Source organism: Aeromicrobium wangtongii (assembly GCF_024584515.1).
Classification (GTDB): domain Bacteria; phylum Actinomycetota; class Actinomycetes; order Propionibacteriales; family Nocardioidaceae; genus Aeromicrobium; species Aeromicrobium wangtongii.
The window spans coordinates 1,902,889-1,928,130 of sequence record NZ_CP102173.1; the positions used below are offsets into that span (position 1 = coordinate 1,902,889).

Consider the following 25,242-nt stretch of genomic DNA (forward strand, 5'->3'; position numbering starts at 1 on the left):
GTCAGGGCGTCCGCGCGCACCCGATAGATTGGACCGGGTGACCACTTCCCAGCGCGCCGGCACGTGGCGCATCGGCCGCGTGGTCGGTGTCGACGTGCTGATCAAGCCGTCGCTGCTGGTCATGGGCGCCGTGCTGGTCGTGCTGTTCGCGCCACGCTGGGAGAACCGGTCCGACACCAGCCCGTACCTCCTCGCGACAGTGTTCGTGGTGTCGCTGTACCTGTCGGTGCTGATCCACGAGATCGCGCACGTCGTCGCGGCGCGGGCCTACCGGATGCGCGTCGACTCGGTGACACTGCACCTGCTGGGTGGCGAGACCGTCATCGAGGGCGACAGCCGCACCCCCGGTCAGGAGCTCGTCACCTCGATCGTCGGCCCCCTGGCCTCCCTGCTGATCGCGGCGGCCGCATTCGTGACGTCCACCTCGATGGAGCTCGGGACGACGGCCGATGTCATCTGGTCGATCGCCTGGGTCAACTTCATCGTGGCCGGCTTCAACATGCTGCCCGGATTGCCCCTGGACGGCGGCCGGGTCTTCCGCGCCATCGTCTGGAAGCTGACCGGCAACGAGGCGACCGGCGTGCGGATCGCCGCCTGGATCGGCCGGCTCGCCTCGGTCGCCCTGGTGGTCTTCGCGGCCTTCTCCTTCAGCAACGCCCGCGACGCCACCATCAACTTGCTCATTGCCCTGTTCGTGGCGTGGTTCCTCTGGGAAGGTGCCAGCGACGCGCTGCACCACGCCCAGCGGACCGCGCGCATCAACTTGCTGGTCGCCCGTGACATCGGGTTCCCCGGCGCCACCCCGCCACCAGGAGCCGAGACCCTCTCGGCCGACCTGCGTGGCGCCGACCTCCTCCGGGCCATGGCGGCGCGTCCGGCGGAGGCCTACGCCCTCACGGAGCCCGATGGCTCCGTGTACGGCGTGCTCACGTCCCGCGCCGTCGACGATGCCTACAGATCGAGTCGCCGATGACCTCCTTCACCCGCAGTGGACCCCTCGCCGAAGGCGAGTGGGTCCGCCTCACCGACCCCAAGGGCCGCAAGCACAACGTGCAGCTCGAGGTGGGCCGTGAGTTCTCCACCAAGAAGGGGCAGATCAAGCACGACGACATGATCGGCCAGCCCGAGGGCATCGTGATCCAGTCGTCGATGGAGCACCCGTACCAGGTGTTCCGCCCGCTCCTGTTCGAGTACGTCGTGTCGATGCCGCGCGGTGCCGCGATCATCTACCCCAAGGACGCCGCGCAGATCGTCGCGCAGGCCGACATCTATCCCGGCGCCCGGGTCGTCGAGGCCGGCGCCGGATCGGGCAGCCTCACGGCGTACCTGCTGCGCGCGATCGGCCCCACCGGCACCCTCGGCTCGTACGAGCTGCGCGAAGAATTCGCTGAGAACGTGCGCAAGAACGTCCACCAGGTCGCCGGCACCGACCTGCCCGGGTGGACCCTGACGGTCGGCGACGTCCGTGAGTGCGTCACCGAGACCGAGATCGACCGGCTGATCCTGGACATGGTCGATCCGTGGACCTGCATCCCGCTGGCCGCCGAGCGGCTCGTGCCGGGAGGCATCGTGTGCGCCTACGTCGCGACGACCACCCAGCTGTCGATGTTCGTCGAGACCGTTCGCGCAGACGGCGGGTTCACCGAGCCGCGCGCGTGGGAGACCCTGGAGCGGGACTGGCACCTGGAGGGCCTCGCGGTCCGTCCGCAGCACAAGATGAACGGCCACACCGCCTTCCTGGTCACCGCACGTCGGATGGCTCCGGGCCACCGGTCGATGGGGACGTCCCGGCGACCCGCGCCCGGCGCCTACGGACCGGACTACAAGGGCCCGCGTCCTGCCGGGCTGGAGGCACCCGAGGCGCTCTGAGCGGCGACGTTCCTGCAACCTGACCGGCAAGACACTGGGTTCGTGTGCTTGAGAAGGCATTCACGACCTTCCCCCTGCGGGTAGGGTTTTGCTTACGAGCGGGAGGTGGCTGATGAGCGACAACGAGCCCACGGGCATGCACGGTCAGAACAGCGGTTCGGAGCAGGAGATCGCCTACCTGCGCGCGGAGGTGGAACATCTGCGGCGGCGGCTCGGTACCGAACGCTCCACCGACGCCCGCCTCTCCGAGCTCGAGGCGATGCTCGCGGCCACCAACAACCAGAACGAGCGGCTGACGTCGACCCTGCGCGAGGCGCGCGACCAGATCGTGACGCTCAAGGAGGAAGTCGACCGGCTTGCCCAGCCGCCAACCGGCTTCGGCACCTTCTTGCAGCTCAACGACGACGACACCGTCGACGTGTTCACCGGGGGCCGCAAGCTGCGGGTCAACGTGAGCCCCGCGGTCGACAAGCAGACCCTGCGCAAGGGCCAGGAGCTCATCCTCAACGAGGCGATGAACGTCGTGCTCGCGCTGGAGTTCGAGCAGACCGGCGAGATCGTCACCCTCAAGGAGATCCTCGCCGATCGGGAGCGGGCCCTGGTGATCGGCAACGCCGACGAGGAGCGGGTGGTGCGGCTGGCCGAGCCGCTGCGCGGCATGAAGATCCGCGCCGGCGACTCCCTGCTGCTGGACAGCCGCTCGGGCTACGTCTACGAGCGGATCCCCAAGTCGGAGGTCGAGGAGCTGGTCCTCGAGGAGGTCCCCGACATCGACTACGACAGCATCGGCGGGCTTCGCCAGCAGATCGAGTCGATCCGGGACGCCGTCGAGCTGCCCTATCTGCACCCCGAGATCTTCATCGAGCACGAGCTCAAGCCGCCCAAGGGCGTCCTGCTGTACGGCCCGCCCGGTTGTGGCAAGACCATGATCGCCAAGGCCGTCGCCGCATCGCTGGCCAAGAAGGTCTCCGAGCGCACCGGCGAGGAGGGCCGTTCGTTCTTCCTGAACATCAAGGGTCCCGAGCTGCTCAACAAGTACGTCGGCGAGACCGAGCGGCACATCCGCCTGGTGTTCCAGCGGGCGCGCGAGAAGGCCAGCGAGGGCACGCCCGTCATCGTGTTCTTCGACGAGATGGACTCGCTGTTCCGCACCCGCGGGTCGGGCGTCTCCTCCGATGTCGAGAACACGATCGTCCCGCAGCTGCTCAGCGAGATCGACGGTGTCGAAGGGCTCGAGAACGTCCTGGTCATCGGCGCCTCCAACCGCGAGGACATGATCGACCCGGCGATCCTGCGCCCGGGTCGCCTCGACGTCAAGATCAAGATCGAGCGCCCCGACGCCGAGTCGGCCCGCGACATCTTCAGCAAGTACCTGACGTCGACCCTGCCACTGCACGCCGACGACCTGGCGGAGTGGGATGGCGACCGCAGCGCGTGCGTCAACGGGATGATCCAGCGCACCGTCGAGCGGATGTACACCGAGTCCGAGGACAACCAGTTCCTGGAGGTCACGTACGCCAATGGTGACAAGGAGGTCCTGTACTTCAAGGACTTCAACTCCGGCGCCATGATCCAGAACATCGTCGACCGCGCCAAGAAGATGGCCATCAAGGACCTGCTGGAGCACCAGCAGCGCGGGCTGCGGATCCAGCACATGCTGCAGGCGTGCCTGGACGAGTTCAAGGAGAACGAGGACCTGCCCAACACGACCAACCCGGACGACTGGGCCCGGATCTCGGGCAAGAAGGGCGAGCGCATCGTGTTCATCCGCACCCTGATCTCGGGCAAGAGCGGCAACGAGCCGGGCCGCTCGATCGACACCGTCGCCAACACCGGTCAGTACCTCTGAGCACGCAGCACGCGGCCGATCTGCGTGTCGTCAGCTATGCCAGTGACGACGCCCAGCTGCTGACCGCAGAGGTCCAGGCCGAGTACCGGCGGCGCTACGGCGGTGAGGGCGACACCTCGCCGATCGACGTCCACCAGTTCGACCCGCCCGGTGGGCACTTCGTGATGATCTACGTCGACGGCGTACCCGCGGGGATGGGCGGGTGGCGACGCGGTGGCCCGGCGGGGGAGTCCGACGGCGAGATCAAGCGGATGTACGTGCGACCGGCCTTCGCCCGCCGGGGTCTGGCACGCCGGATCCTGGCCGAGCTGGAGCGCAGCGCATCCGATGCGGGCATCTCCCGGCTCGTGCTGGAGACCGGTACCGCCCAGCCCGAGGCGATCGCGTTGTACACGTCGCAGGGCTATGTCGACGTCCCGGCGTTCGGTTTCTACGCCGACTACGACGACAGCGTCCACCTGGCCAAGTCCCTGGTGCCATGACCGATCCGCGTCCCGGCCGCAGCGTCGAGACGTACCGGTTCCTGCGCCTGGCCATGGTCGTGCTGGTCGTGCTGCTGCTCACCGCAGTGCTGCGCGAGCGGCTGGCGGACGGCACGAGGTGCTTCGAGACGACCATCAGTGCCTACTACTTCACCCCGGTGCAGGGCGTGTTCACCGCGTCGCTGGGCGCGCTGGGCGTCTGCATGATCGTGATCAAGGCCGCCGATGGGGCCGAGGACCTCGCCCTGGCCATCGGCGGCATGCTGGCCGTGGTGGTCGGGCTGGTGCCGACGTCCGAGCGCGCCAGGTGCACGGCATCGCCGCTCAACGACCTCGACGTGGCGGCACGCGTCGACAACAACGTGTGGTCGGCACTGCTGGCCGGGGCGGTCGGCGTGATCGTCGCGGCGCTGGTGGCCCAGCGCCGAGGCCAGCTGTCTCCGATGACCCGCAGGCACCGGTCGGGTCTGCTGGTGACCGCGGCGCTGCTGCTGACGGGTGTCGTGTGGTTCGTCGCGTGGAGGGACGGCTTCATCGCCCACGTCCACAACACCGCGGCGATCGGGCTGTTCGCGAGCGTCGTGGCCGTGGTCGCCCTCAATGCGTGGGAGTGCCGGTCCCGCGACGACCGCCGCACCTTGTCACGCCGCTACCTGGTCGTGCTCACCGCGATGATCGTGCTGGGCGGCGGCCTGATCGTCGCACGATGGTTCGGCTTCGAGGCGGGCCTGCTCGCCGCCGAGGTGGTCGTGATCGCGCTGTTCGCGGCGTTCTGGCTCGTGCAGACCGATGAGCTCTGGGACGACGGACCCCGCCCACCACGTGACACCGGCCCGTAGTGTGACGTCATGACAGTTCGTCGTGTCCAGGGCAGCGAGGTCGAGTACGGCATCGCCGTGCAGGGGCAGCCGCATGCCAACCCCATGGTCGCCTCCACGCACGTCGTGAACTCCTACGCCGCCGCCCACGGTCTGACCCGGCGGGCACGCTGGGACTTCGAGGAGGAGAGCCCGCTGCGCGATGCCCGAGGCTTCGACCTCAGCCGTGACGTCGCCGACCCCTCGCAGCTGACCGACGAGGACATGGGCCTGGCCAACATCATCTTGACCAATGGCGCGCGCCTGTACGTCGACCACGCCCATCCGGAGTACTCCAGCCCCGAGGTCACCAACCCGCTGGACGTCGTCCGGTGGGAGAAGGCCGGCGAGAACGTCATGCGGCTGGGGGCCGAGCTGGCGGCACAGATCCCCGGCTCGCAGCCGATCGTGCTGTACAAGAACAACGTGGACAACAAGGGCGCGTCCTACGGCTCCCACGAGAACTACCTCATGCGCCGGGACGTCCCGTTCGACAAGATCGTGGAGCACCTGACCCCGTTCTTCGTGACCCGCCAGGTGTTCACCGGCGCCGGCCGGGTCGGCCAGGAGCAGGACGGCAGCGTCCACGCCTTCCAGATCAGCCAGCGCGCCGACTACTTCGAGGTCGGCGTCGGGCTGGAGACGACCCTGAAGCGTCCCATCATCAACACCCGGGACGAGCCGCACGCCGATCCCAAGAAGTACCGGCGGCTGCACGTCATCATCGGCGACGCCAATTGTTCCGAGACCGCGATCTACCTCAAGCACGGCACCACCTCGTTGGTGCTGGCCATGATCGAGGCCGGGTTCATCACCCGCAGCATGGCGTTGGCGGCGCCGGTCACGGCCGTCCACGACATCTCCCACGACCCGTCCCTGACACACAAGGTCGTGCTGGCGGACGGCCGCACCGCCACCGCGCTGGAGCTGCAGGGGGAGTACCTCGAGCTCGCGAAGGCCTTCGTCGCGCGGGAGGGGTCCGACGAGCAGACCGATGACGTCATCCGCCGCTGGGAGAGCGTGCTGGAACGCCTGGGGCGCGATCCGATGGAGTGCGTCCGCGAGCTGGACTGGGTCGCCAAGCTGGCGTTGCTCGAGCGGTACCGCGAGCGCGACAACCTCGACTGGGACCACGCCAAGCTGCACCTGGTCGACCTGCAGTACCACGACATCCGGCTGCACAAGGGGCTCTACCACCAGCTCGTCCGCACCGGGCGCATGGACCGGCTGCTCACCGAGGACCAGATCGCGGCCGCCGTGGTCGAGCCGCCCCACGACACCCGGGCGTACTTCCGCGGCATGTGCCTGGCCAGGTTCAGCCAGGACATCGCGGCCGCCTCGTGGGACTCGGTGATCTTCGACCTGCCCGGTCACGACTCGCTGCAGCGCATCCCGACGATGGAGCCGCTGCGCGGCACCGAGGAGCACGTCCGGGCCCTGTTCGAGTCCAGCAGCACGGCCGCAGAGCTGTTCTCGGCCATCACCGGACGCTAGGCGCACAGGCGGCTCCGTCGCGGCGCGGATGGCTCGACTCACCCCCTGTTTGGGCGTGGTGGGGCTAGTGTTGGGACATGTCAGAGCAGCAGCACAAGAGCACCCGCAAGCCAGCCGAGGCCGATGAGGCTCAGGCAGACACGACCGAGGTCGACACCGAGGCCAAGGTCAAGCTCGATGACGACGTCGACTCGATCCTCGACGAGATCGACGACGTGCTCGAGGAGAACGCCGAGGAGTTCGTTCGCAGCTTCGTGCAGAAGGGCGGCCAGTGATGCTGCCTGAGGGCACCCGCCTGACCGGCTCCTCGTCCTTCGCCGACTACCTGGCCAGCACCGCCCCCGAGCTCATGCCGGGAGCAGCCTCGCGCAGCGCCGGCACCCCGTCCGACCTGGCCCCGCACGCCACCACGATCGTGGCCGCCACGTTCGACGGCGGCGTCGTGATGGCCGGCGACCGGCGCGCCACGATGGGCAACGTCATCGCCCAGCGCGACATCGAGAAGGTCTTCCCGGCCGATGAGTACTCGTGCATCGGCATCGCCGGCAGCGCCGGCCTGGCGATCGAGATGGTCCGGCTGTTCCAGGTCGAGCTCGAGCACTACGAGAAGATCGAGGGCATCGTGCTGTCCGCCGACGGCAAGGCCAATCGGCTCGCTGCCCTGATCCGCGGCAATCTCGGGCTCGCGATGCAGGGCCTCGCCGTCGTGCCGCTGTTCGCCGGGTTCGATCGTGAGACGCAGCGGGGGCGCATCTTCTCCTACGACGTGACCGGCGGACGCTACGAGGAGCACAGCGGCTTCCACTCGGTCGGCTCCGGCTCGGTGTTCGCCCGCGGCTCGCTCAAGAAGCTCTACAGCCGCGGCCTGACCGAGGGCGACTGCGTGACCGCGGCCATCCAGGCCCTGTACGACGCCGCGGACGACGACTCGGCCACCGGCGGACCGGACCTGACCCGGCGCATCTTCCCGGTGGTCGCGGTCGTGACCAGTGATGGCTACCGTCGCCTCGCCGACGAGGAGGTCGGCGCGATCGCCGACGACGTCATCGGTGGCCGCCTGGAGCGCCCCGACGGCCCATCCGCCCCCCTGAACTGACGACGTAGGCACCCCGTGAGAGGAACCCGATGACCCAGCCGTTCTACGTCTCGCCCGAGCAGCTCATGAAGGACCGGGCCGATTTCGCCCGGAAGGGCATCACCCGTGGCCGCAGTGTGGTCGTCGTGCACTACGCCGACGGGATCGTCTTCGTCGCGGAGAACCCGTCGCAGGCCCTGCACAAGATCAGCGAGATCTACGACCGCATCGGCTTCGCTGCGGTCGGCCGCTACAACGAGTTCGAGAACCTGCGCATCGCCGGGGTGCGCCTGGCCGACATGCGCGGCTACGCGTACGACCGGCGCGACGTCACGGCCCGCGGACTGGCCAATGCCTACGCCCAGACGCTCGGCACGATCTTCTCCTCGGGCGGCGAGAAGCCGTACGAGGTCGAGATCTTCGTCGGTGAGCTCGGCGAGGACGCCGCCCATGACCAGGTGTACCGGCTGATGTACGACGGCTCGGTCGCCGACGTCCAGAGCTTCGGCGTCATGGGCGGGCAGAGCGAGAAGGTCGAGGCCTATCTCGGCGAGCACTACTCGCCCTCGCTCGACCTGTCCAACGCGATCAAGCTCGCCGTGACCGCCCTGGGGCAGGACACCGACCCCGCCCGCACCGTCGAGGCCTCGGTGCTGGAGATCGCCACCCTCAGCCGCAGCCGTCCGCAGCCTCGCAAGTTCAAGCGCCTCACCGACGCCGACGTCGTGGCGGCACTCGGTTCACAGCCCTGACGGGCACGCCAGCGGCGGTGCCGCGGCGATGTGCGTCATCCCACACGTTTGGCCCGTCCGGACTAGTGTGAACACATGGACCGACGGATCTTCGGTATCGAGAATGAGTACGGCGTCACGTGCTCGTTCAAGGGTCAGCGCCGCCTGTCGCCCGACGAGGTCGCGCGCTACCTGTTCCGTCGGGTCGTGTCGTGGGGACGCAGCAGCAACGTGTTCCTGCGCAACGGTGCCCGGCTGTACCTCGACGTCGGCAGCCACCCGGAGTACGCGACGCCCGAGTGCGACGACCTGGTCGACCTGGTCACGCACGACCGGGCGGGGGAGCGGATCCTCGAGGGCCTGATGGTCGACGCCCAGCAGCGTCTGGCCGACGACGGCGTCGAGGGCGACATCTACCTGTTCAAGAACAACACGGACTCGGCCGGCAACTCCTACGGCTGCCACGAGAACTACCTGGTCAGCCGGCAAGGCGAGTTCAGCCGCCTCGCCGACATCCTGATCCCGTTCCTGGTGACCCGGCAGATCATCGCCGGCGCCGGCAAGATCCAGCAGACGCCGCGCGGCACGATCTTCTCGGTCAGCCAGCGCGCCGAGCACATCTGGGAGGGCGTCTCCAGCGCCACGACCCGTTCGCGCCCGATCATCAACACGCGGGACGAGCCGCATGCCGATGCCGAGCGGTTCCGCCGCCTGCACGTCATCGTCGGCGACTCCAACATGAGCGAGACCACGACGCTGCTCAAGGTCGCCACGACCGATCTCGTCCTGCGGATGATCGAGGCCGGCGTGCCGATGCGCGACATGACCCTCGACAACCCGATCCGTGCGATCCGCGAGATCGCCCACGACATGACCGGGCGCCGCAAGGTGCAGCTGGCCAACGGCCGCGAGCTGTCGGCCCTGGAGATCCAGGCCGAGTACTTCGGCCGGGCCGCCGAGTTCGTGGACAAGAACGGCCTGCACACGCCGACCATCACCCGAGCCCTCGACCTGTGGGAGCGGACGTTGAAGGCCGTCGAGTCCGAGGACCTGTCGCTCGTGGAGCGGGAGGTCGACTGGGTCATCAAGTACAAGCTGCTCGACCGGTACCGCACCAAGAACGACCTCGAGTGGAGCGATCCACGCATCGCCCAGCTCGACCTGGCCTATCACGACATCCGCCGCGACCGCGGCATCTTCTACCTGCTGGAGAACAAGGGCGCGGTCGCCCGCGTCACGAACGACTTGGACGTGTTCACCGCGAAGTCGGTGCCGCCGCAGACCACCCGCGCCCGGTTGCGGGGCGACTTCATCAAGCGGGCCCAGGAGCGGCGACGCGACTTCACCGTCGACTGGGTCCACCTCAAGCTCAACGACCAGGCCCAGCGCACCGTCCTGTGCAAGGACCCGTTCCGGTCCCACGACGAGCGGGTCCAGAGGCTCATCGACGGCATGTGAGCCGCACGCCCTGCTTTTGCCGCGGTCAGTAGCATGGTGCCGTTCTGCTCTCCACCCCGAAGGTCGTTCCACGTGCGTCGCATTCTCCTGGCATCCGTGGCGGCAACGATCTTCCTGGCCGGGTGCGGTGGCAATGGCAGCGCAACGACCGGCAGCTTCGACGACATCACGGTGAGCGATGGCGACACACCGAAGGTCAGCGTCCCCAAAAAGTTCGCCGTCGACGAGACCGACACCAAGGTGTTGACGCAGGGCGAGGGCGACGTCGTCCACGCCGGTGACACGGTGCAGGCCAACTACGTGGCCGTCAACGGACGTACCGGCAAGCAGTTCGACACCTCGTTCGCCTCCGGTACGACCCCTGCGGTGACGCTCGGCTCGAGCACGACCACTGCCGGCATCATCAAGGGCCTGGTCGGGCAGAAGGTCGGAACCCGGGTGCTCGTCGCGATCGCCCCCGAGGACGGCTTCGGCCAGGACCAGGCACAGTACGACCTCAAGACCGGCGACACGATGGTGTTCCTGTTCGACATCGAAGGCAAGTTCCCCGAGGGCAAGGCCAAGGCACTGCCGAAGTCGCTGCCGTCCCTGCAGCTGGACGACAAGGGACACCCGACCGGTTTCAAGAACACCGCCGACATGGCCAAGAAGCAGACCCGCGAGAGCATCCACGTCGTCAACCAGGGCACCGGCGCCGCGATCACGTCCGGCCAGAGCGTCATGGCCAACTACGTCGGCCAGATCTACGGCTCCGACAAGATCTTCGGCGAGACGTGGAGCACGGGCCCGCAGCAGCCGATCGTCCTGGCGGAGGGCAACGTCATCGCGTGCTGGACCGATCTGCTGATCGGGCAGAAGATCGGCAGCCGCGTCGTCCTGACCTGCCCGGCCGACAAGGCCTACGGCGACGGGGGCCGCGAGGACGCATCCATCAAGGGCGGCGACACGCTGATCTACGTGGTCGACTTGCTCGCCGCGTACTGACAGGCTCACCCCATGGCCGAACGCAAGACCGAGAGGTTGATGAACCTCATCTTCGCCTTGTTGGTCAGTCGCCAGTACCTGACGAAGGAACAGATCCGAGAGTCGATCGCCGACTACCGCGAGTCGACCCCGCAGGCCTTCGAGCGCAAGTTCGAGCGCGACAAGGAAGAGCTGCGCGAGATGGGCATCAACGTCGAGATGGGCTCGATCGACAAGTACTTCAACGACGAGCCCGGGTACCGCATCCGCCGCGACGAGGCCGAGCTGCCCGATCTGGAGCTCACCCGCGAAGAGGCCGCCGTGATCGGCCTGGCCACCCAGGTGTGGGAGCACGCCGGACTGGCCAGCGAGTCCACGACCGCCCTGGTCAAGCTCAAGGCGATCGGGGTGGACGTCGACACCAGCGTCCTGCGGATGGCCGAACCCAAGCTGTCGACCGACGAGCCGTCGTTCGACGCCATGTGGGACGCCGTGACCCGCCGCGTCCCGGTGACGTTCACCTACACCCGCCTGGGGCAGGAGCCCATGCAGCGGCACCTGCAGCCGTGGGGCATCGTCTCGTGGCACGACCGGTGGTACGTCGGCGGGCTCGATCTGGATCGCGGCGAGTCACGCCTGTTCCGGCTCTCCCGCATCACCGGTGACGTGACGCCCGACGGACCGGCCGGCTCGTACGAGATCCCCGAGGGCATCGACATGAAGGACGTCGCCCGGGAGCTCTTCCCGGCGCCTCCGCAGGAGGCGGCCGTCCTGCGCATCCGTGCCGGACGAGGGCTGGGACTGCGCCGGCTCGCCGAGAAGATCACCCCGGTCGGCGATGGCGTCGACGAGGTCGAGATCCGCTACTCCTCGCGCTGGGAGCTGGCCTCCGAGGTCGCGTCGTACGGCCCGGACGTCGTCGTGATCTCGCCCCCGGACGTGCGCGACACCGTGGTCCAACGCCTCCGCGCCGCCGTCAACGGACAGCTGGACCCGGCATGAGCAGGTCCAGGCAGCAGGTCGTGCGCATGCTCGCGCTCGTGCCGTACCTGCAGGGCAATGACGGCGTCCCGGTCAACGAGGTGGCCGCCGAGTTCGGCGTCAGCCCCAAGGTCATCCGCGACGACCTGCGCCTGCTCATGTACACCGGCACCGGCGAGTACGCCGGCGAGCTGATCGACTTCGACCTCACCGCGCTGGAGCGCGACGGCATCGTGCACATCCGCGACGCGGAGTTCATGACCCGCCCGCTGCGCATCAGCGCCCGCGAGGGCGTCGCCCTGATCGTGGCGCTGCGCACCCTGCGAGCGTCCGCCAGCGGGCTGGAGCTCACCGTCATCGACAGCGCGCTGGCCAAGCTGGAGAGCGCGGTCGGTGACACGGTCTCCCCGCAGGTCGACGTCGTGCTCGACGAGGTCGACCCGGCCATCCACGAGACGATCGTGGAGGCCCTGACCGGCGCCAAGCGCCTCGAGCTGACCTACGCCACCGCGTCGCGTGACGAGCAGTCGGTCCGTGACGTCGACCCCCGCCGGCTGATCACCGAGCAGGGCAAGCTGTACCTCGAGGCGTGGTGCCTGAAGGCCGAGGACCTGCGGTTCTTCCGGCTCGACCGCATCGTGTCGGCGCGGGTGCTGCCCGTCGACGCGCAGGAGCACGACGCCCAGCCCCGAGACCTGTCCGACGGGTTCTTCACCGTGGGGGAGCAGACCCCGTTCGCGCTGGTCGACCTGCACCCGCGCGCGCACTGGCTGACCGAGTACTACCAGGTCGACCTGCTCGAGCAGCGCGATGACGGCGTCTGGCGGGCCAAGCTCTACGGCGCCGACTGGTCCTGGCTGCGCCGCCTCGTCCTGCGCAACGCCGGCTCGATCACCGTCATCTCGCCGGAGCACCTTCGCACCCAGGTGGTGGATGACGCGCGGCTGGCACTGGCGGCGTACGATGACAGTGCCACGCCCCATAAGGAGTCATGATGTTCCGTCAGATCGGTCCCACCGAGATCTTGATCATCCTCGGAGTCGTGCTGCTCTTGTTCGGCGGCAAGAAGCTGCCCGAGCTCGCCCGTGGCTCAGGCAAGGCGCTGCGCATCTTCAAGACCGAGGTCAAGGCGATGCACGATGACGACGACGACCAGACTCCCAAGCCTGCCTCGCTCGAGACCGTCGAGGCTGCTGAGCGGGACAAGAAGCCCGAACAGGGCTGACGCTTGGCGCTGAGAAGCGGCAAGCCTGCCCCCGCACCGGGCGGCGCGATGCCGCTGATGGATCATCTGCGCGAGCTGCGCAACCGGCTGACGATCGGCGTCGCCGCCGTCCTGCTCGGCACCGTCGTGGGCTGGATCATCTATCCGGAGGCCTTCGACTTCATCAAGCAGCCTTATGTGGACGGCATCAAGCCGCTGCTGGACCGCCGGGGCTTCAATGCCGAGCTGGTGCTGAACGGTGGGGTCGGTTCGGCCTTCAGCTTCCGCCTGAAGCTGTCCCTGGCCATCGGCCTGGTGATCTCTTCCCCGATCTGGATGTGGCAGATCTGGGCGTTCATCCTCCCGGCCCTGCACCGCAACGAGAAGCGCTGGGCGCTTTTGCTGGCGCTCACCGGCGCTCCGCTGTTCATCGGCGGCGTGGTGCTCGGGTACCTGGTGCTCCCCAAGGGCATCGAGGTGCTGATCAGCTTCGCCCCCGACTCCGTCAACGTCCTGCTGTCGCTGGGCGACTACCTGAACTTCGTGATCCGCACGGTCCTCGTGTTCGGCGTGGCCGCGCAGATCCCGCTGGTCGTGGTGATGCTGAACCGGCTGGGACTGGTCAGTGCCAAGCAGCTGGCCGGCGCCCGGCCGTGGACAGTCATCGGCATCTTCGTGTTCGCCGCCATCGCCACGCCGAGCACCGATCCGCTGACGATGCTGTTCCTGGCCGTGCCGATGACCGTCCTGTACCTGATCTCCGAGCTGATCGCCAAGCTCACCGATCGCCGGCGGGGCAAGGCGGCACCGACGGACCTGGCCGACGACCAGGCCGCGCCCCTCGACGGACCCGCCCCGCTCGACGACTGAGGCCGCCGCGGAGCCCAGCGATCCGGTGCCGCACGTAGGCTGGAGGCATGACGAGTCCGGCGGAGAAGTATGCACAGACCCGGGCCTCCCGGCAGTACCCCCACCTGGCGGAGTTCCGGGGTCTCTACGACTTCGGTCTCGACGGCTTCCAGGTCGAGGCCTGCAAGGTCGTCGAGGACGGTCACGGCGTCCTCGTCGCCGCACCGACCGGCTCCGGCAAGACCCTGGTGGGCGAGTTCGCCGTCCACCTGGCCCTGCAGACCGGCCGCAAGTGCTTCTACACGACGCCCATCAAGGCGCTGTCCAACCAGAAGTTCTCCGATCTGGTCGAGCGCTACGGCGCCGACAACGTCGGCCTGCTGACCGGTGACAACACCATCAACGGCGAGGCGCCGATCGTCGTCATGACGACCGAGGTCCTGCGCAACATGCTGTACGCCGGATCCCGCACGCTCGACACGCTCGGCTACGTCGTGATGGACGAGGTGCACTACCTCGCCGACCGCACCCGCGGCGCGGTCTGGGAGGAGGTCATCATCCACCTGCCCGAGTCGGTGTCGGTCGTGGCGCTGTCGGCGACGGTCTCCAACGCCGAGGAGTTCGGCGACTGGCTCACCGCGGTGCGCGGCGACACCGTCACGATCGTCGAGGAGCGCCGTCCCATCCCGCTGTACCAGCACGTCATGGTGGGCCGCCGGATGTACCCGCTGTTCGAGCCCAGCTCGGACGACAGCGGCGTGGAGGTCAACAAGGCGCTGGAACGCCTCGCGCGCGAGGACTGGCAGCTCGGCCGGATGATGAAAGGCCACAAGGCCAAGGGCGGCCGGCGACCACGCAGCCCCAACCGCACGCCGAGCCGCGTCGACGTGGTTGAGCGCCTGGACGCCGAAGGGCTGCTGCCCGCAATCACCTTCGTGTTCAGCCGCGCCGGGTGCGCCGCCGCCGTCCAGCAGTGCATGGATGCCCGCCTGACGCTGACCACCCCGGAGGAACAGGACCAGATCAGGGCCTTCGTCGACACGGCGTGCTCACACCTGCCCGAGGAGGACCTGCACGTCCTCGGCTTCCACGACTTCCGCGAGGGGCTCGTGCGCGGCATCGCCGCCCACCACGCGGGCATGCTGCCGACCTTCAAGGAGTGCGTCGAGGACCTGTTCAGCAACGGGCTGGTCAAGGTCATCTTCGCCACCGAGACCCTTGCCCTCGGCATCAACATGCCCGCGCGGTCGGTCGTGATCGAGAAGCTGTCGAAGTGGAACGGCGAGACGCACGCCAACATCACGCCGGGGGAGTACACCCAGCTGACCGGCCGCGCCGGCCGCCGCGGCATCGACGTGGAGGGCCACGGTGTCGTGCTGTGGCAGCAGGGCCTGGACCCCAAGCAGGTCGCGGGTCTGGCCAGCACCCGCACCTACCCGCTCAACTCGTCCTTCCACCCCTCCTACAACATGGCGGTCAACCTGGTCGGTCAGGTGGGACGCGTCGTGGCCCGTGAGCTGCTGGAGCAGTCCTTCGCCCAGTTCCAGGCCGATCGCGCCGTCGTCGGGTTGGCCCGCAACATCCGCAAGGCCGATGACACCCTCGAGGGCTACCGCGAGAACGTCGTCTGCGAGCTCGGCGACTTCATGGAGTACGCCTCGCTGCGACGCGAGCTGACCGACATCGAGGCCTCGGGCTCGAAGGCGCGCCGTCAGGCCGAGCGTGAGGACGTCATCAGCTCCCTCGTCCGGCTCAAGCCCGGCGATGTCATTCACGTGCCGGTGGGCAAGTTCGCCGGCCTGGCGGTCGTGCTCGATCCGGGTCGGGTCACCGACAGCGAGGGCCCCCGCCCGATGGTGCTGACCGCCAACCGGCACGCGCGGCGGCTCGCGATGATCGACTTCCCCACGCCCGTCGAGCCGCTGACGACGATGCGCATCCCCAAGTCGTTCAACGCCCGCAACCCGCAGGCCCGTCGTGACCTGGCCTCGGCACTGCGCGAGCGCGCCCATGGCGTCTCGTGGCAGCAGGAGAAGCGACAGCGTCACCAGACGACGCGCGAGGACCCGCGGATCGCTGCCATCCGCGACAAGCTGCGTCACCACCCGTGCCACCAGTGCCCCGACCGTGAGAAGCACGCGCGATGGGCCGAGCGGTACCTCAAGCTGGAGCGGGAGACCCAGAACCAGCGCGGACGTATCGAGCAGCGGACCAACACCGTGGCCCGCCAGTTCGACCGGGTCTGCGAGGTGCTCGACGTCCTGGGCTACCTGGACGGCGACGAGGTCACCAGCGACGGCAAGAAGCTCAAGAGGCTCTACAGCGATCTGGACCTCCTGGTCAGCGAGTGCCTGCGCCGCCAGGTGTGGCAGGACCTCGACGCCGCCGAGCTGGCGGCGGCCGTGAGCGGACTGACCTTCACCTCACGCCTCGCCGACGAGCCGGTTGCGCCGCGCCTGCCGACCCAGCAGGTGCGCGAGGTGGCAGCCACGATGGCCGGCCTGTGCACCGATCTGCAACGGCTCGAGCGTGAGCACCGGGTCAGGTTCCTGCGCCAGCCCGACTTCGGCTTCGCGCAGGCGGTCTGGCAGTGGTGCCAGGATGCGAGCCTGGACGACGTCCTCGGCGAGATGGACCTGGCGGCCGGCGACTTCGTCCGTGCGATGAAGCAGCTGATCGACGTCGTGGCCCAGATCGCCGACGCCGCCGGGCCCGGCCCGGTGCGCGACACCGCTCGCGAAGCACTGGACCTGCTGCGGCACGGCGTCGTCAGCTACACCAGCATCTCCGCCTGAGCCCCGCTGGCCCTGACGTTTTTACCGACGCGCGCGGCGCGTCGCGGTCAGAACGTCAGGCCCAGCGGGAACGGGCGGTCAGGGCGCGCTCGGTCACGCCGCCCAGGCCCCACCTCTGGCCGAAGGCGGTGAACGCCTCGGCATCGGCTGCGCCGGACAGATCGGGAAGCTCGCACACGTCACGCCTGACGGCCACGACCTCGCGGGCGGCGGTGATGTAGTCGACCGAGTCGAGCAGTGAGGCACGGACCCGCGGCTTGATCGACGACCGGATGTCGATGGCCTTGGCAGCGGCGAGGATGCCGTCCAGGTCGCCGAACTCGGCGAGCAGTGCTGCCGCCGTCTTGTCGCCGATGCCGGCCACACCCGGCAACCCGTCGGACGCGTCGCCGCGCATGACGGCGAAGTCGACATAGCTGGACGCGTCGACGCCGTACTTGTCGCGCAGCCAGGCGTTGTCGACGACATCGTGCTTCGAGACGCCCCGGGCGACGTACAGCACCCGGATCCCGCGGTCGTCGTCGACGAGCTGGAACAGGTCGCGGTCGCCGGTCACGATGTCGACCGGGCCGTCCCACGCCTCGGCCAACGTGCCGATGACGTCATCGGCCTCGAAGTCGGCGGCGCCGACGACGGGGATGCCCAGCAGGTCGAAGGCCTCGGCGATCAGCGGCACCTGCGGGCCGAGCAGGCCCTCGGTGGTGTCGGCCTCGCCGCCCTCGTCGTCCAGCCGCTGCGTCTTGTACGTGTCGAGCAGGTCGACTCGCCACTGCGGACGCCAGTCGTCGTCCCAGCACGCCACGACGGCTTCGGGGGAGTACTGGGTCGTCAGGGTCGAGGTGAAGTCGAGGATGCCGCGCAAGGCGTTGACGACCGTGCCGTCGGGTGCCTTGAGCGTCTTCGGGATGCCGAAGAAGGCCCGGAAGTACAGGCTCGCGCTGTCGAGGAGCAGAAGTCGGCCGTGGGACATGTCCCGAACTCTAGGCTCTCGCCGGTCCGGAACGCGCCCCACGGCCTCCTTCCGTGTGTCAGTGCGTCAGCGCGTGACCGTTGCCGCGCGCCGCTGCCGCCGCGAGCTTCTTGGCCGAGGCCTTCGCCCGCCTCTGGTCGCCGTACAGACCCTGCTTGGACAGGGCCAGCACGCCGACCGAGTGCGCCGCCGCGTCACCGAGCTGGTCCAGTGCCCGCGTGTTGATGTTGGTGATGTCGTCGCACGCCTGGTGGTAGCACACGTCGTACGCCACCCCGGCCGTCCCGCCGAACAGCGTCGCCTCCTCGGGCGTCTTGATGCCCTCGGCCCCGCTGAACAGGCCACCGGCGGGGATGCCCGCCGCGATGAACGGCCCGTAGTCGGAGCGTCCGTCGAACGCGGTCGGCGCCGTGGCGAGCCTTCGGCCGGCGAAGTAGTCCGTGAAGACCTTCTCGATCTCCGCGGAGCCCGCCGGTCCGGCGTCCCCGTCCGACCCGTCACCGTCGTACACGAAGCGGGCGAAGTTCGGCGACCCGATCATGTCGAAGTTGAGGTTGGCGTAGATCTTGGCGCGCTGGGCGTCCGTGAGGTTGGCGACGTAGTGCTCGGCCCCGAGCAGGCCCTTCTCCTCGGCTCCCCAGAAGGCGAACCGCACCGGGCGCTGCGCCTTCTTGGCCAGCTTGGTCTTCGTGTACTGCTTGGCGATCTCGAGCACCGCAGCGGTACCGCTTCCGTTGTCGTTGATGCCCGGCCCCTCCGCGACGCTGTCGAGGTGGGCGCCGACCACGACGACCTGGTCGGAGTTCTTGGTCTTGCCGGGCAGGTCGGCGATGACGTTGCTCGTCTCGCGGTTCAGGTCGACCTCCGTGCTCGCGAACACGCGGACGGTGGCGCCGTCCTGCTCGGCCAGCGCGACGCCGTCGTCGTAGGAGGTGCCCACGACCGGGATCCCGACAGGCTCCCCGAGCGTGCCGGTGAGCAGCTCCTGTCGCCCATCCTGGCCCTCGTTGAAGATGATCGCCGCGTCGTAGCCGGCCGCCTCCGCATTCGCGGCCTTGACGCCGAAGTTGCAGAAGCCCCGCTGCATGAGGGCGACTGCCGGCTCCGCACCGGCCGGCGGGAAGTCGGCGACTTCACAGCCGGAGGCCGTCGAGCCCGCCTCGCCCGGCGGGATGACCAAGCCGATCGGCGTGATCGTGCCGGTGACGTCACCCGAACCGGAGTAGTCGAACGCGGCGGTCTCGATGTCACGCGCGGTCGGCGTGACCTGCTGCAGCTCGGCCGGCGCGAGATCGCGGCTGAACGCGAAGGTGAACGTCTGCCGCTTGACCTTGTAGCCGGCCTTCTTCAGCTGGGACGCGACGTAGTCGGCCGAGGCGTCGTAGCCGGGCAGGCCGGAGGCGCGATTGCCGTCGTTGCGATTGGCGATGACCTGCAGCTGACGCAGTGTCTTGAGCTGGTTGTTGACCGTCACCGCCTTGGTCAGCTTGCTCGTGTTAACCGGTTTGGCCTTGGACTGATGCCTGTTGCCCGCGTCCGCAGGTGCGGCCACGAAGAGGCTGCCGGTCAGGATGACGGCAGCGGTGGAATAGAGCGCTCGGCGCATGGGACCCCCCCAATAGATGTGTTGCAGATCACACTAGGTCGGGTCGTGGCCGAAGAACACCCCCTGGCGGAGCGCGGAGGGGCGCGGGCACCGTCTCATGAACGTCCGGCCGGTATCGTCGTGGACGTGAGCACATGGCGTAAAGCACAGGAACTGGCAGCATCCCAGGGCATCGACGCGCTGGTCGTGACCCCGGGGGCCGATCTGCGATACCTGACCGGATACGTCGCCCTGCCGCTGGAGCGGCTGACCTGTCTGGTGCTCCCGGCCCACGGCGATCCGACGCTGGTCGTCCCGGCCCTGGAGCGCCAGGCCGCTGTGGCGTCCGGTACCGACATCCAGATCGCCACGTGGCAGGAGACCGAGGATCCCTTCGCTCTGGTGGCCCGACTGGTGGGCGACGTGGCCACCGTCGGCGTCGACGACCACATGTGGGCGTCCCGGGTCTTCGCCCTCGGCGCGGCGCTGCCGACCGCCGACCAGGTGCTGGCCGGATCGCTCGTGCAGCAGCTGCGCATCCGCAAGAGCGCCGAGGAGGTCGAGGCGCTGCGCCAGGCGGGCCTGGCGATCGACCGGGTCCACGCCCGCATGAGCGAGTGGCTGCGCCCCGGCCGCACCGAGCGCGAGGTCGGCGCGGACATCGCCCGCGCGATCATCGACGAGGGCCACGAGACGGTCGACTTCGTCATCGTCGGGTCGGGGCCCAATGGCGCGTCGCCGCACCACGAGCTGTCCGACCGCGTCATCGAGGCCGGCGACCCCGTCGTCGTCGACATCGGCGGCACGATGCCGTCGGGCTACTGCTCGGACTCGACCCGCAACTATGTCGCCGGCGGGACTGCTCCCGCGGAGTACCTCGAGGCGTACCTGGTCCTGGAGGAGGCCCACCAGGCGCAGCGTGAGCACGCGCGGCCGGGCGTGACCGCCGAGTCCGTCGACGAGGTGGGCCGCTCGATCATCACGGCCGCGGGGTACGGCGACCTGTTCATCCACCGCACGGGCCACGGCATCGGGCAGGAGACGCACGAGGAGCCCTACATCGTGGCGGGCAACGACCTGGTGCTCGAGGAGGGGATGGCCTTCTCGATCGAGCCGGGCATCTACTTCGAGGGACGTTTCGGCGCCCGCATCGAGGACATCGCGGTGTGCACGGCCGACGGCCTCGAGGTTCTCAACAACACTCCTCGAGGGCTCGTCTCCCTGTGAGACCTGCCCGTCTCGGGTGGAAGACCGCCTGGCCTGCTGCAGCGGCGCTCGGCGTCATCTCCTCGCTGAACTTCGATCCGGTCGGCATCCCGTTCGCGATGGTTGCCGGTGTCGCCGGCTTCATCTGGTTGATGCGCGGGCTGGCCGACGCCTCGAAGCGCACCGTCGCCGTGACCGGCCTGTGCTATGGCGCGGGCTTCATGGGTCCGCTGATCTGGTGGATGAACGCCGTCAGCAGCGGCGCCTACATCGGGCTCGCCCTGGCCGAGACGCTGTTCTTCATCCCGATCGCGCTCGCGCTGCGCGCTGCGTGCCGGCTGCGCGCGTGGCCGCTGTGGGGCGCGGCCGTGTGGGTGCTGGGGGAGTGGGCACGCGGCAGGTTCCCGTTCACCGGCTTCCCCTGGGGCCGTCTGGCGCACACCTCGATCGACACCCCGTTCTCCTCGTATGCGCGACTCCTGGCGATGCCCGGCACCAGCGCCGTGCTGTTCGTCGTCGCGGCACTCGTGGTGGTCGTGGTGATGGGCCCCGGGCTCCGCACCCGCTTGGGCGCCTCGGCGGGCATCCTGGCCCTCCTGGGCATCGGCGCCGTGCTGCCCACCGGCATCGCGGGCGCCGACGGCACCCGCCAGGTCGCCTTGGTGCAGGGCAACGTCCCCGGCGTCTTCCTCACCTGGCCGCGCGGTGAGATCCTCGACCTGCACGTCGCAGAGACGATGCGCCTCGTGGAGCGCATCGACGCCGGCGACGTCCCCCAGCCCGACATGGTGCTGTGGCCGGAGAACGCCACTGACATCGATCCCTACGCCGACGCGGCCGTGCGCGGCGAGATCGAGACCCTGTCCGCGCTGCTTGATGCGCCGATCCTGGTGGGCGGCCTCCTGAACGGTCCCACCTCCAAGACCGCCTACAACTCCGGCGTGGTCTGGACCGCCGACGGGCCCGGCGACCGGTACAACAAGCTCAAGCCGGTGCCCTTCGGCGAGTACGTGCCCTTCCGCAAGGAGGCGGGGGCGGTCGTGAGCCGGTTGGGGCGCGACATCCCCCGTGACATGCTCCCCGGCGACGAGCCCGGAGCGATGCGGATCGCGAACACCCTGATCGGCGACACGATCTGCTACGACATCGCCTACGACGACGTGACCCGCCGGGCCGTCGACGCGGGGGCGCAGCTCATGGTCGTGCAGACCAGCAATGCGGCGTTCACCGGCACGTCCCAGCCCGAGCAGCAGTGGGACATCTCCCGGCTGCGGGCGATCGAGACGGGCCGCTGGGTCGTCGTCCCCTCCACGAACGGCATCTCCGGTGTGGTCGACCCCACCGGCCGCAGCGTCGAGCGGGCGCCGATGCATGAACCGGCGACGCTGAGCGCGAAGGTGACGCTCGCCTCCGGTCGCACCCCGGCGATCGTGATCGGCCGCTACCTCGAGTGGTTGCTCGTGGCCGCGGGTCTGGGAGCATGGTGGCTCGGTACCCGCCGGCGACAGGAGCACAGCACACCGTGAAGGCCTTGGTCATCGTGCCGACGTACAACGAGTCGGCCAATCTGGCCTGGATCGTCGAGCGCATCCTGACGGCCCAGCCCGATGTCGACGTCCTGGTCGTCGACGACGGATCGCCCGACGGCACGGGCGAGATCGCCGACCGGCTGGCCGCCGACGACCCGCGCATCCACGCGATGCACCGTGCCGGCAAGCAGGGGCTCGGTGCCGCCTACCGGGCCGGCTTCGTGTGGGGTCTGGAGCGCGACTACGACGTGCTGGTCGAGATGGACGCCGATGGCTCGCACCGACCCGAGGACCTCGGACGGCTGCTGGCGGCCAGCGACGGGGGAGCGGACCTCGTCCTGGGCTCTCGCTGGGTGCCCGGCGGCGGCGTCGTGAACTGGCCGTGGCACCGGCGACTGATCTCGCGCGGGGGGACGTTCTACGCCCGCCTGATGCTGGGCATCGGGATCCACGACGCGACCGGGGGCTTTCGCGCGTTCCGGCGCGAGACGCTCGAACGGCTGCCCATGGCCGATGTGGAGTCCCAGGGCTACTGCTTCCAGATCGACATGGCCCGGCGGGTCGTGGATGCCGGGATGACGGTCGTCGAGGTGCCGATCACCTTCGTGGAGCGCGAGCGCGGCGAGTCCAAGATGAGCGCGGCGATCGTGCGCGAGGCACTGTGGCGCGTCACGGTGTGGGGCCTGGCCCGGATGGTGCCGCAACGTCAAAGACCCCGGCCGTAGCCGGGGTCCTCACGCGAAATTGCCGACAGCGCCGACTAGGCGCTCTTCTTCTTGGCCGCCGACTTCTTGGCCGGGCGGTGCAGGTGCGGCGGACCGATCTCGCCGCCGCGGAGCAGCTCGAGCCGCTCGGTCAGGATCTCCTCGAGCTCGTCGACCGAGCGCCGCTCCAGGAGCATGTCCCAGTGCGTACGGATCGGCTTCTCGACCTTGCCCTCGGGCTTGACGCCGTCGGCGAGCTGGCCGATCTGCCCCGTTTTGGGGTCTTCCCACTCGAACGGGATCTCGGCCTCGTCGGCCATGACCACCGTGAAGGTGTGTCCATCTGCGCAGACATACTCGACCTGCTGTCGCGGAGCCATCTCCACGCCGCGTTCGTCCTCGAAGCTCTGTGTCCCGAGTCGGGCACCTCGCAGTGCACGTTCAGCCATGGGCTTCCCCTTTCGTGTGCCTGTCCACTACAACGTAGACGACACTCATGAGATTCCCCTGAACGGTGAATCTATCCGTCGAGCGCGCGATCGCGGGTCAGGGCGGGCACTTTCAGCAGGGCCAGCAGGCCCGCCAGCAGCACCACCATGATGCCCAGGATGCCCCAACGATCGTCCCCGCCGACGAAGGCGAACAGGCCGAACAGCGAGGGCGCCAGGAACGAGGCGGCCCGTCCCGTCATGGCGTACAGGCCGAAGTACTGGCCCTCCTTGCCCGGCGGGGTCAGACGCACCAGGTAGGTCCGCGAGGCGGACTGCGCGGGTCCGACGAACAGGCACAGGACCAGCCCGAACACCCAGAATCCGGCCATACCGTGCACGAACATCAAGATGACGCCGGCGGCCAGCATCGACAGCAGCGAGGCGGTGATGACGCGCCGTGGTCCGAGCCGGTCGTCCAGCCGTCCGGCAGCGATCGCGCCGCCCGCCGCGGCGACGTTGGCCGCGATGCCGAACGGGATCACGCTGTCGTCGGTGAACCCGTAGACGCTGACGGCGATCACGGCGCCGAACGTGAAGACGCCGGCCAGCCCGTCGCGGAACAGGGCGCTGGCGATGAGGAACTGCAGGACGTGTCGGTCCTCGTGCCACAGGGTCCGGAGTGAGGCGAACAGCACCCGGTAGGACTCGAAGAACCCGACGCTCGGCACGGGACTGGCATCGGCCGGGAGCTCGGGCACCATCCGGAGCACCGGGATCGAGAACACCAGGAACCAGACCGCCGCGACCAGCGCGACCCAGCGGATGTTGAGGCCGTTGTCGGTCGAGACGCCCAGCAGGCCACCGTCCCCGGCGATCAGGCCGACGTAGACGATGATCAGCAGCACGATGCCGCCGAGGTAGCCGAACGCCCAGCCGAGCCCGGACACGCGGCCCACGGTGTCGGGGGTGGAGACCTGGCGGAGCATCGCGAAGTACGGCACCTGGGCCAGCTCGAACAACACCGTGCCGACCGCGATCAGGACCAGCCCGAGCCACAGGAAGTCCGGGCTGTCCTCGACCAGGAACATCAGCGCGGTGACCGCCACGACGGACAGCGTGAGAAGCCCGAGTGAGCGCCTGCGGTGGCCGGAGGCATCCGAGCGCTGGCCCATGACCGGCGCGAGGATCGCGATGACCAGGCTCGCCGCGCCGATCGACCAGCCGAGCCAGGAGCTCGCGGAGACCGGCCCGGAGAGGTCCTCGCCGACGGCGTCGGTCAGGTAGACCGAGAAGACGAATGTCACGATGACGGCGTTGAACGCCGCCGATCCCCAGTCCCACAGGCTCCACGCGATGACGGGGCCGCGGCGGGTCGCTTCGGCAACAGCCGGATTGCTGGTCACGAGGGTTCCTTCCAGGTGCCGCGCTCGACCAGGACGTCCTTCAACAGGTCGGTGCGGTCGGTGATGATGCCGTCGACGCCGAGGTCCAGCAGTCGGCGCATCTCGGCGGGATCGTCGACGGTCCAGACGTGGACCTGCAGGCCCAACGCATGGGCCTTGCGGATGAAGCCGTGGGTCACCACCGTGATGCCTCGCCGGCGGACGGGAACCTGCAGGCAGACCGGCGCGAGCCGCAGCAGTCGCAGCAGGGGAGTGGGCACCAGCTTGACGAGGGCGACCTCGGGCGCCGACGCCGAGGTCGCCACGCCGGGCAGCAACCGGCGTGCGCGACGCAGCCTGCGGTGCGAGAACGAGGCCAGCAACGTCCGCTGGGTCGCCCCGAGCTCGCGGACGAGCGCGCAGGTGGGCTCGACGACGTCCTCGGACTTCAGGTCGATGTTCAGGTGCGCATCGGGGAAGTCCTTGTACAGGGCCGCCAACCGGGCGAACGGCTCACGCTGGTCGAGTCGTTGCAGGTCCAGAGCCTCGGCGGTGAGCCCGGCGACCGTCTCGGCGCTGCCGGCCAGGCGGTCCAGTGCCGCGTCGTGGACCGCGTACACGACACCGTCCGAGGTCGCCCGCACATCGGTCTCGAGGTACCGGTAGCCCAGCTCGTAGGCGTGTGCGAACGCCGCCAGAGAGTTCTCGATACCTGCGTTGCCAGCCGTGCCGGACCCGCCGCGATGCGCGAGTGCCAGGGGAGGGGAATCCAGGTAACCGGTCACCCGGATCACGTTATGCCCTGACGGGTGCAGGCCCGGCGCGGTG

General features: G+C 69.0%; 24 protein-coding genes. 19 read left to right on the forward strand and 5 right to left on the reverse strand.

All coding sequences use genetic code 11. The features are described 5' to 3' along the window. The first annotated feature begins 37 nt into the window (after window positions 1–37). The 16 genes from NQV15_RS09435 to NQV15_RS09510 all read left to right on the forward strand — a co-directional run bounded on the left by NQV15_RS09435 (window position 38) and on the right by NQV15_RS09510 (window position 16,607). Complete coding sequence (locus NQV15_RS09435) at window positions 38–973, forward strand: site-2 protease family protein (RefSeq protein WP_232399569.1); 936 nt, start codon at window positions 38–40, stop codon at window positions 971–973. After that, complete coding sequence (locus NQV15_RS09440; protein ID WP_232399570.1) at window positions 970–1,869, forward strand: tRNA (adenine-N1)-methyltransferase; 900 nt, start codon at window positions 970–972, stop codon at window positions 1,867–1,869. Before NQV15_RS09435 ends, NQV15_RS09440 begins: the two co-directional genes overlap by 4 nt. A 136-nt stretch (window positions 1,870–2,005) precedes the next feature. Next, complete coding sequence (gene arc / locus NQV15_RS09445) at window positions 2,006–3,718, forward strand: proteasome ATPase (RefSeq protein ID WP_404801331.1); 1,713 nt, start codon at window positions 2,006–2,008, stop codon at window positions 3,716–3,718. Between the two features lie 59 nt (window positions 3,719–3,777). Beyond that, entirely contained in the window at window positions 3,778–4,200 is a 423-nt protein-coding gene (locus NQV15_RS09450; RefSeq protein ID WP_255669959.1) for a GNAT family N-acetyltransferase, read from the forward strand. Then, entirely contained in the window at window positions 4,197–5,039 is an 843-nt protein-coding gene (locus NQV15_RS09455) for a hypothetical protein (RefSeq protein WP_232399573.1), read from the forward strand. Before NQV15_RS09450 ends, NQV15_RS09455 begins: the two co-directional genes overlap by 4 nt. A 9-nt stretch (window positions 5,040–5,048) precedes the next feature. Then, window positions 5,049–6,551 (forward strand): depupylase/deamidase Dop, encoded by a 1,503-nt coding sequence (dop, locus tag NQV15_RS09460; RefSeq protein WP_232399574.1) that lies wholly within the window; start codon window positions 5,049–5,051, stop codon window positions 6,549–6,551. A 77-nt stretch (window positions 6,552–6,628) separates the two neighbouring features. Then, complete coding sequence (locus tag NQV15_RS09465; protein WP_232399575.1) at window positions 6,629–6,826, forward strand: ubiquitin-like protein Pup; 198 nt, start codon at window positions 6,629–6,631, stop codon at window positions 6,824–6,826. Then, complete coding sequence (prcB, locus tag NQV15_RS09470; RefSeq protein ID WP_232399813.1) at window positions 6,826–7,647, forward strand: proteasome subunit beta; 822 nt, start codon at window positions 6,826–6,828, stop codon at window positions 7,645–7,647. Before NQV15_RS09465 ends, prcB begins: the two co-directional genes overlap by 1 nt. A 29-nt stretch (window positions 7,648–7,676) precedes the next feature. Beyond that, a complete protein-coding gene (prcA, locus tag NQV15_RS09475; protein ID WP_232399576.1) occupies window positions 7,677–8,378 on the forward strand; it encodes a proteasome subunit alpha in 702 nt (233 codons plus the stop codon). 75 nt (window positions 8,379–8,453) lie between these two features. Continuing rightward, window positions 8,454–9,815: a Pup--protein ligase gene (pafA, locus tag NQV15_RS09480; RefSeq protein WP_232399577.1), complete on the forward strand. Its 1,362-nt coding sequence runs from the start codon at window positions 8,454–8,456 to the stop codon at window positions 9,813–9,815. Between the two features lie 72 nt (window positions 9,816–9,887). Then, complete coding sequence (locus tag NQV15_RS09485; protein WP_257125035.1) at window positions 9,888–10,799, forward strand: FKBP-type peptidyl-prolyl cis-trans isomerase; 912 nt, start codon at window positions 9,888–9,890, stop codon at window positions 10,797–10,799. A 12-nt stretch (window positions 10,800–10,811) separates the two neighbouring features. Next, entirely contained in the window at window positions 10,812–11,780 is a 969-nt protein-coding gene (locus tag NQV15_RS09490) for a helix-turn-helix transcriptional regulator (protein ID WP_232399579.1), read from the forward strand. After that, window positions 11,777–12,754, forward strand: coding sequence for a helix-turn-helix transcriptional regulator (locus tag NQV15_RS09495; RefSeq protein ID WP_232399580.1), 978 nt, complete (start codon window positions 11,777–11,779; stop codon window positions 12,752–12,754). Before NQV15_RS09490 ends, NQV15_RS09495 begins: the two co-directional genes overlap by 4 nt. Further along, window positions 12,751–12,984, forward strand: coding sequence for a Sec-independent protein translocase subunit TatA (gene tatA / locus NQV15_RS09500; protein WP_249372828.1), 234 nt, complete (start codon window positions 12,751–12,753; stop codon window positions 12,982–12,984). Before NQV15_RS09495 ends, tatA begins: the two co-directional genes overlap by 4 nt. A 3-nt stretch (window positions 12,985–12,987) precedes the next feature. Further along, a complete protein-coding gene (gene tatC / locus NQV15_RS09505) occupies window positions 12,988–13,833 on the forward strand; it encodes a twin-arginine translocase subunit TatC (protein WP_232399582.1) in 846 nt (281 codons plus the stop codon). Between the two features lie 47 nt (window positions 13,834–13,880). Then, entirely contained in the window at window positions 13,881–16,607 is a 2,727-nt protein-coding gene (locus NQV15_RS09510; protein WP_232399583.1) for a DEAD/DEAH box helicase, read from the forward strand. Between the two features lie 55 nt (window positions 16,608–16,662). Here the strand turns inward: NQV15_RS09510 and NQV15_RS09515 are convergent, their stop codons facing one another. Continuing rightward, complete coding sequence (locus NQV15_RS09515) at window positions 16,663–17,577, reverse strand: 5'-3' exonuclease (protein WP_232399584.1); 915 nt, start codon at window positions 17,575–17,577, stop codon at window positions 16,663–16,665. Between the two features lie 58 nt (window positions 17,578–17,635). Further along, window positions 17,636–19,183, reverse strand: coding sequence for a M20/M25/M40 family metallo-hydrolase (locus NQV15_RS09520; protein ID WP_232399585.1), 1,548 nt, complete (start codon window positions 19,181–19,183; stop codon window positions 17,636–17,638). 126 nt (window positions 19,184–19,309) lie between these two features. Here NQV15_RS09520 and NQV15_RS09525 point away from each other — a divergent pair, with 126 nt between their 5' ends. Genes NQV15_RS09525 through NQV15_RS09535 form a run of 3 tightly spaced genes read left to right on the forward strand, consistent with a single transcriptional unit; the run spans window position 19,310 to window position 22,622 of the window. Further along, window positions 19,310–20,389 carry a M24 family metallopeptidase gene (locus NQV15_RS09525; protein WP_232399586.1) on the forward strand — a complete coding sequence of 360 codons (1,080 nt, stop codon included), beginning with the start codon at window positions 19,310–19,312 and terminating at the stop codon, window positions 20,387–20,389. Beyond that, the gene (gene lnt / locus NQV15_RS09530; protein WP_232399587.1) at window positions 20,386–21,894 is read left to right on the forward strand and encodes an apolipoprotein N-acyltransferase; all 1,509 of its coding nucleotides are present in this window, start codon (window positions 20,386–20,388) and stop codon (window positions 21,892–21,894) included. Before NQV15_RS09525 ends, lnt begins: the two co-directional genes overlap by 4 nt. After that, window positions 21,849–22,622, forward strand: a complete 774-nt coding sequence (locus NQV15_RS09535; protein ID WP_232399588.1) for a polyprenol monophosphomannose synthase — start codon at window positions 21,849–21,851, stop codon at window positions 22,620–22,622. The genes lnt and NQV15_RS09535 overlap by 46 nt, the downstream gene beginning before the upstream one ends. 35 nt (window positions 22,623–22,657) lie before the next feature. Here NQV15_RS09535 and NQV15_RS09540 read toward each other — a convergent pair whose 3' ends face one another. The 3 genes from NQV15_RS09540 to NQV15_RS09550 all read right to left on the reverse strand — a co-directional run bounded on the left by NQV15_RS09540 (window position 22,658) and on the right by NQV15_RS09550 (window position 25,199). Further along, on the reverse strand, window positions 22,658–23,050 hold the full coding sequence (locus NQV15_RS09540; protein WP_232399589.1) for an RNA polymerase-binding protein RbpA: 393 nt from the start codon (window positions 23,048–23,050) through the stop codon (window positions 22,658–22,660). 71 nt (window positions 23,051–23,121) lie between these two features. Then, window positions 23,122–24,435: an MFS transporter gene (locus NQV15_RS09545; protein WP_232399590.1), complete on the reverse strand. Its 1,314-nt coding sequence runs from the start codon at window positions 24,433–24,435 to the stop codon at window positions 23,122–23,124. Next, window positions 24,432–25,199, reverse strand: coding sequence for a glycerophosphodiester phosphodiesterase family protein (locus NQV15_RS09550; RefSeq protein ID WP_232399591.1), 768 nt, complete (start codon window positions 25,197–25,199; stop codon window positions 24,432–24,434). The genes NQV15_RS09545 and NQV15_RS09550 overlap by 4 nt, the downstream gene beginning before the upstream one ends. Window positions 25,200–25,242: the final 43 nt, after the last annotated feature.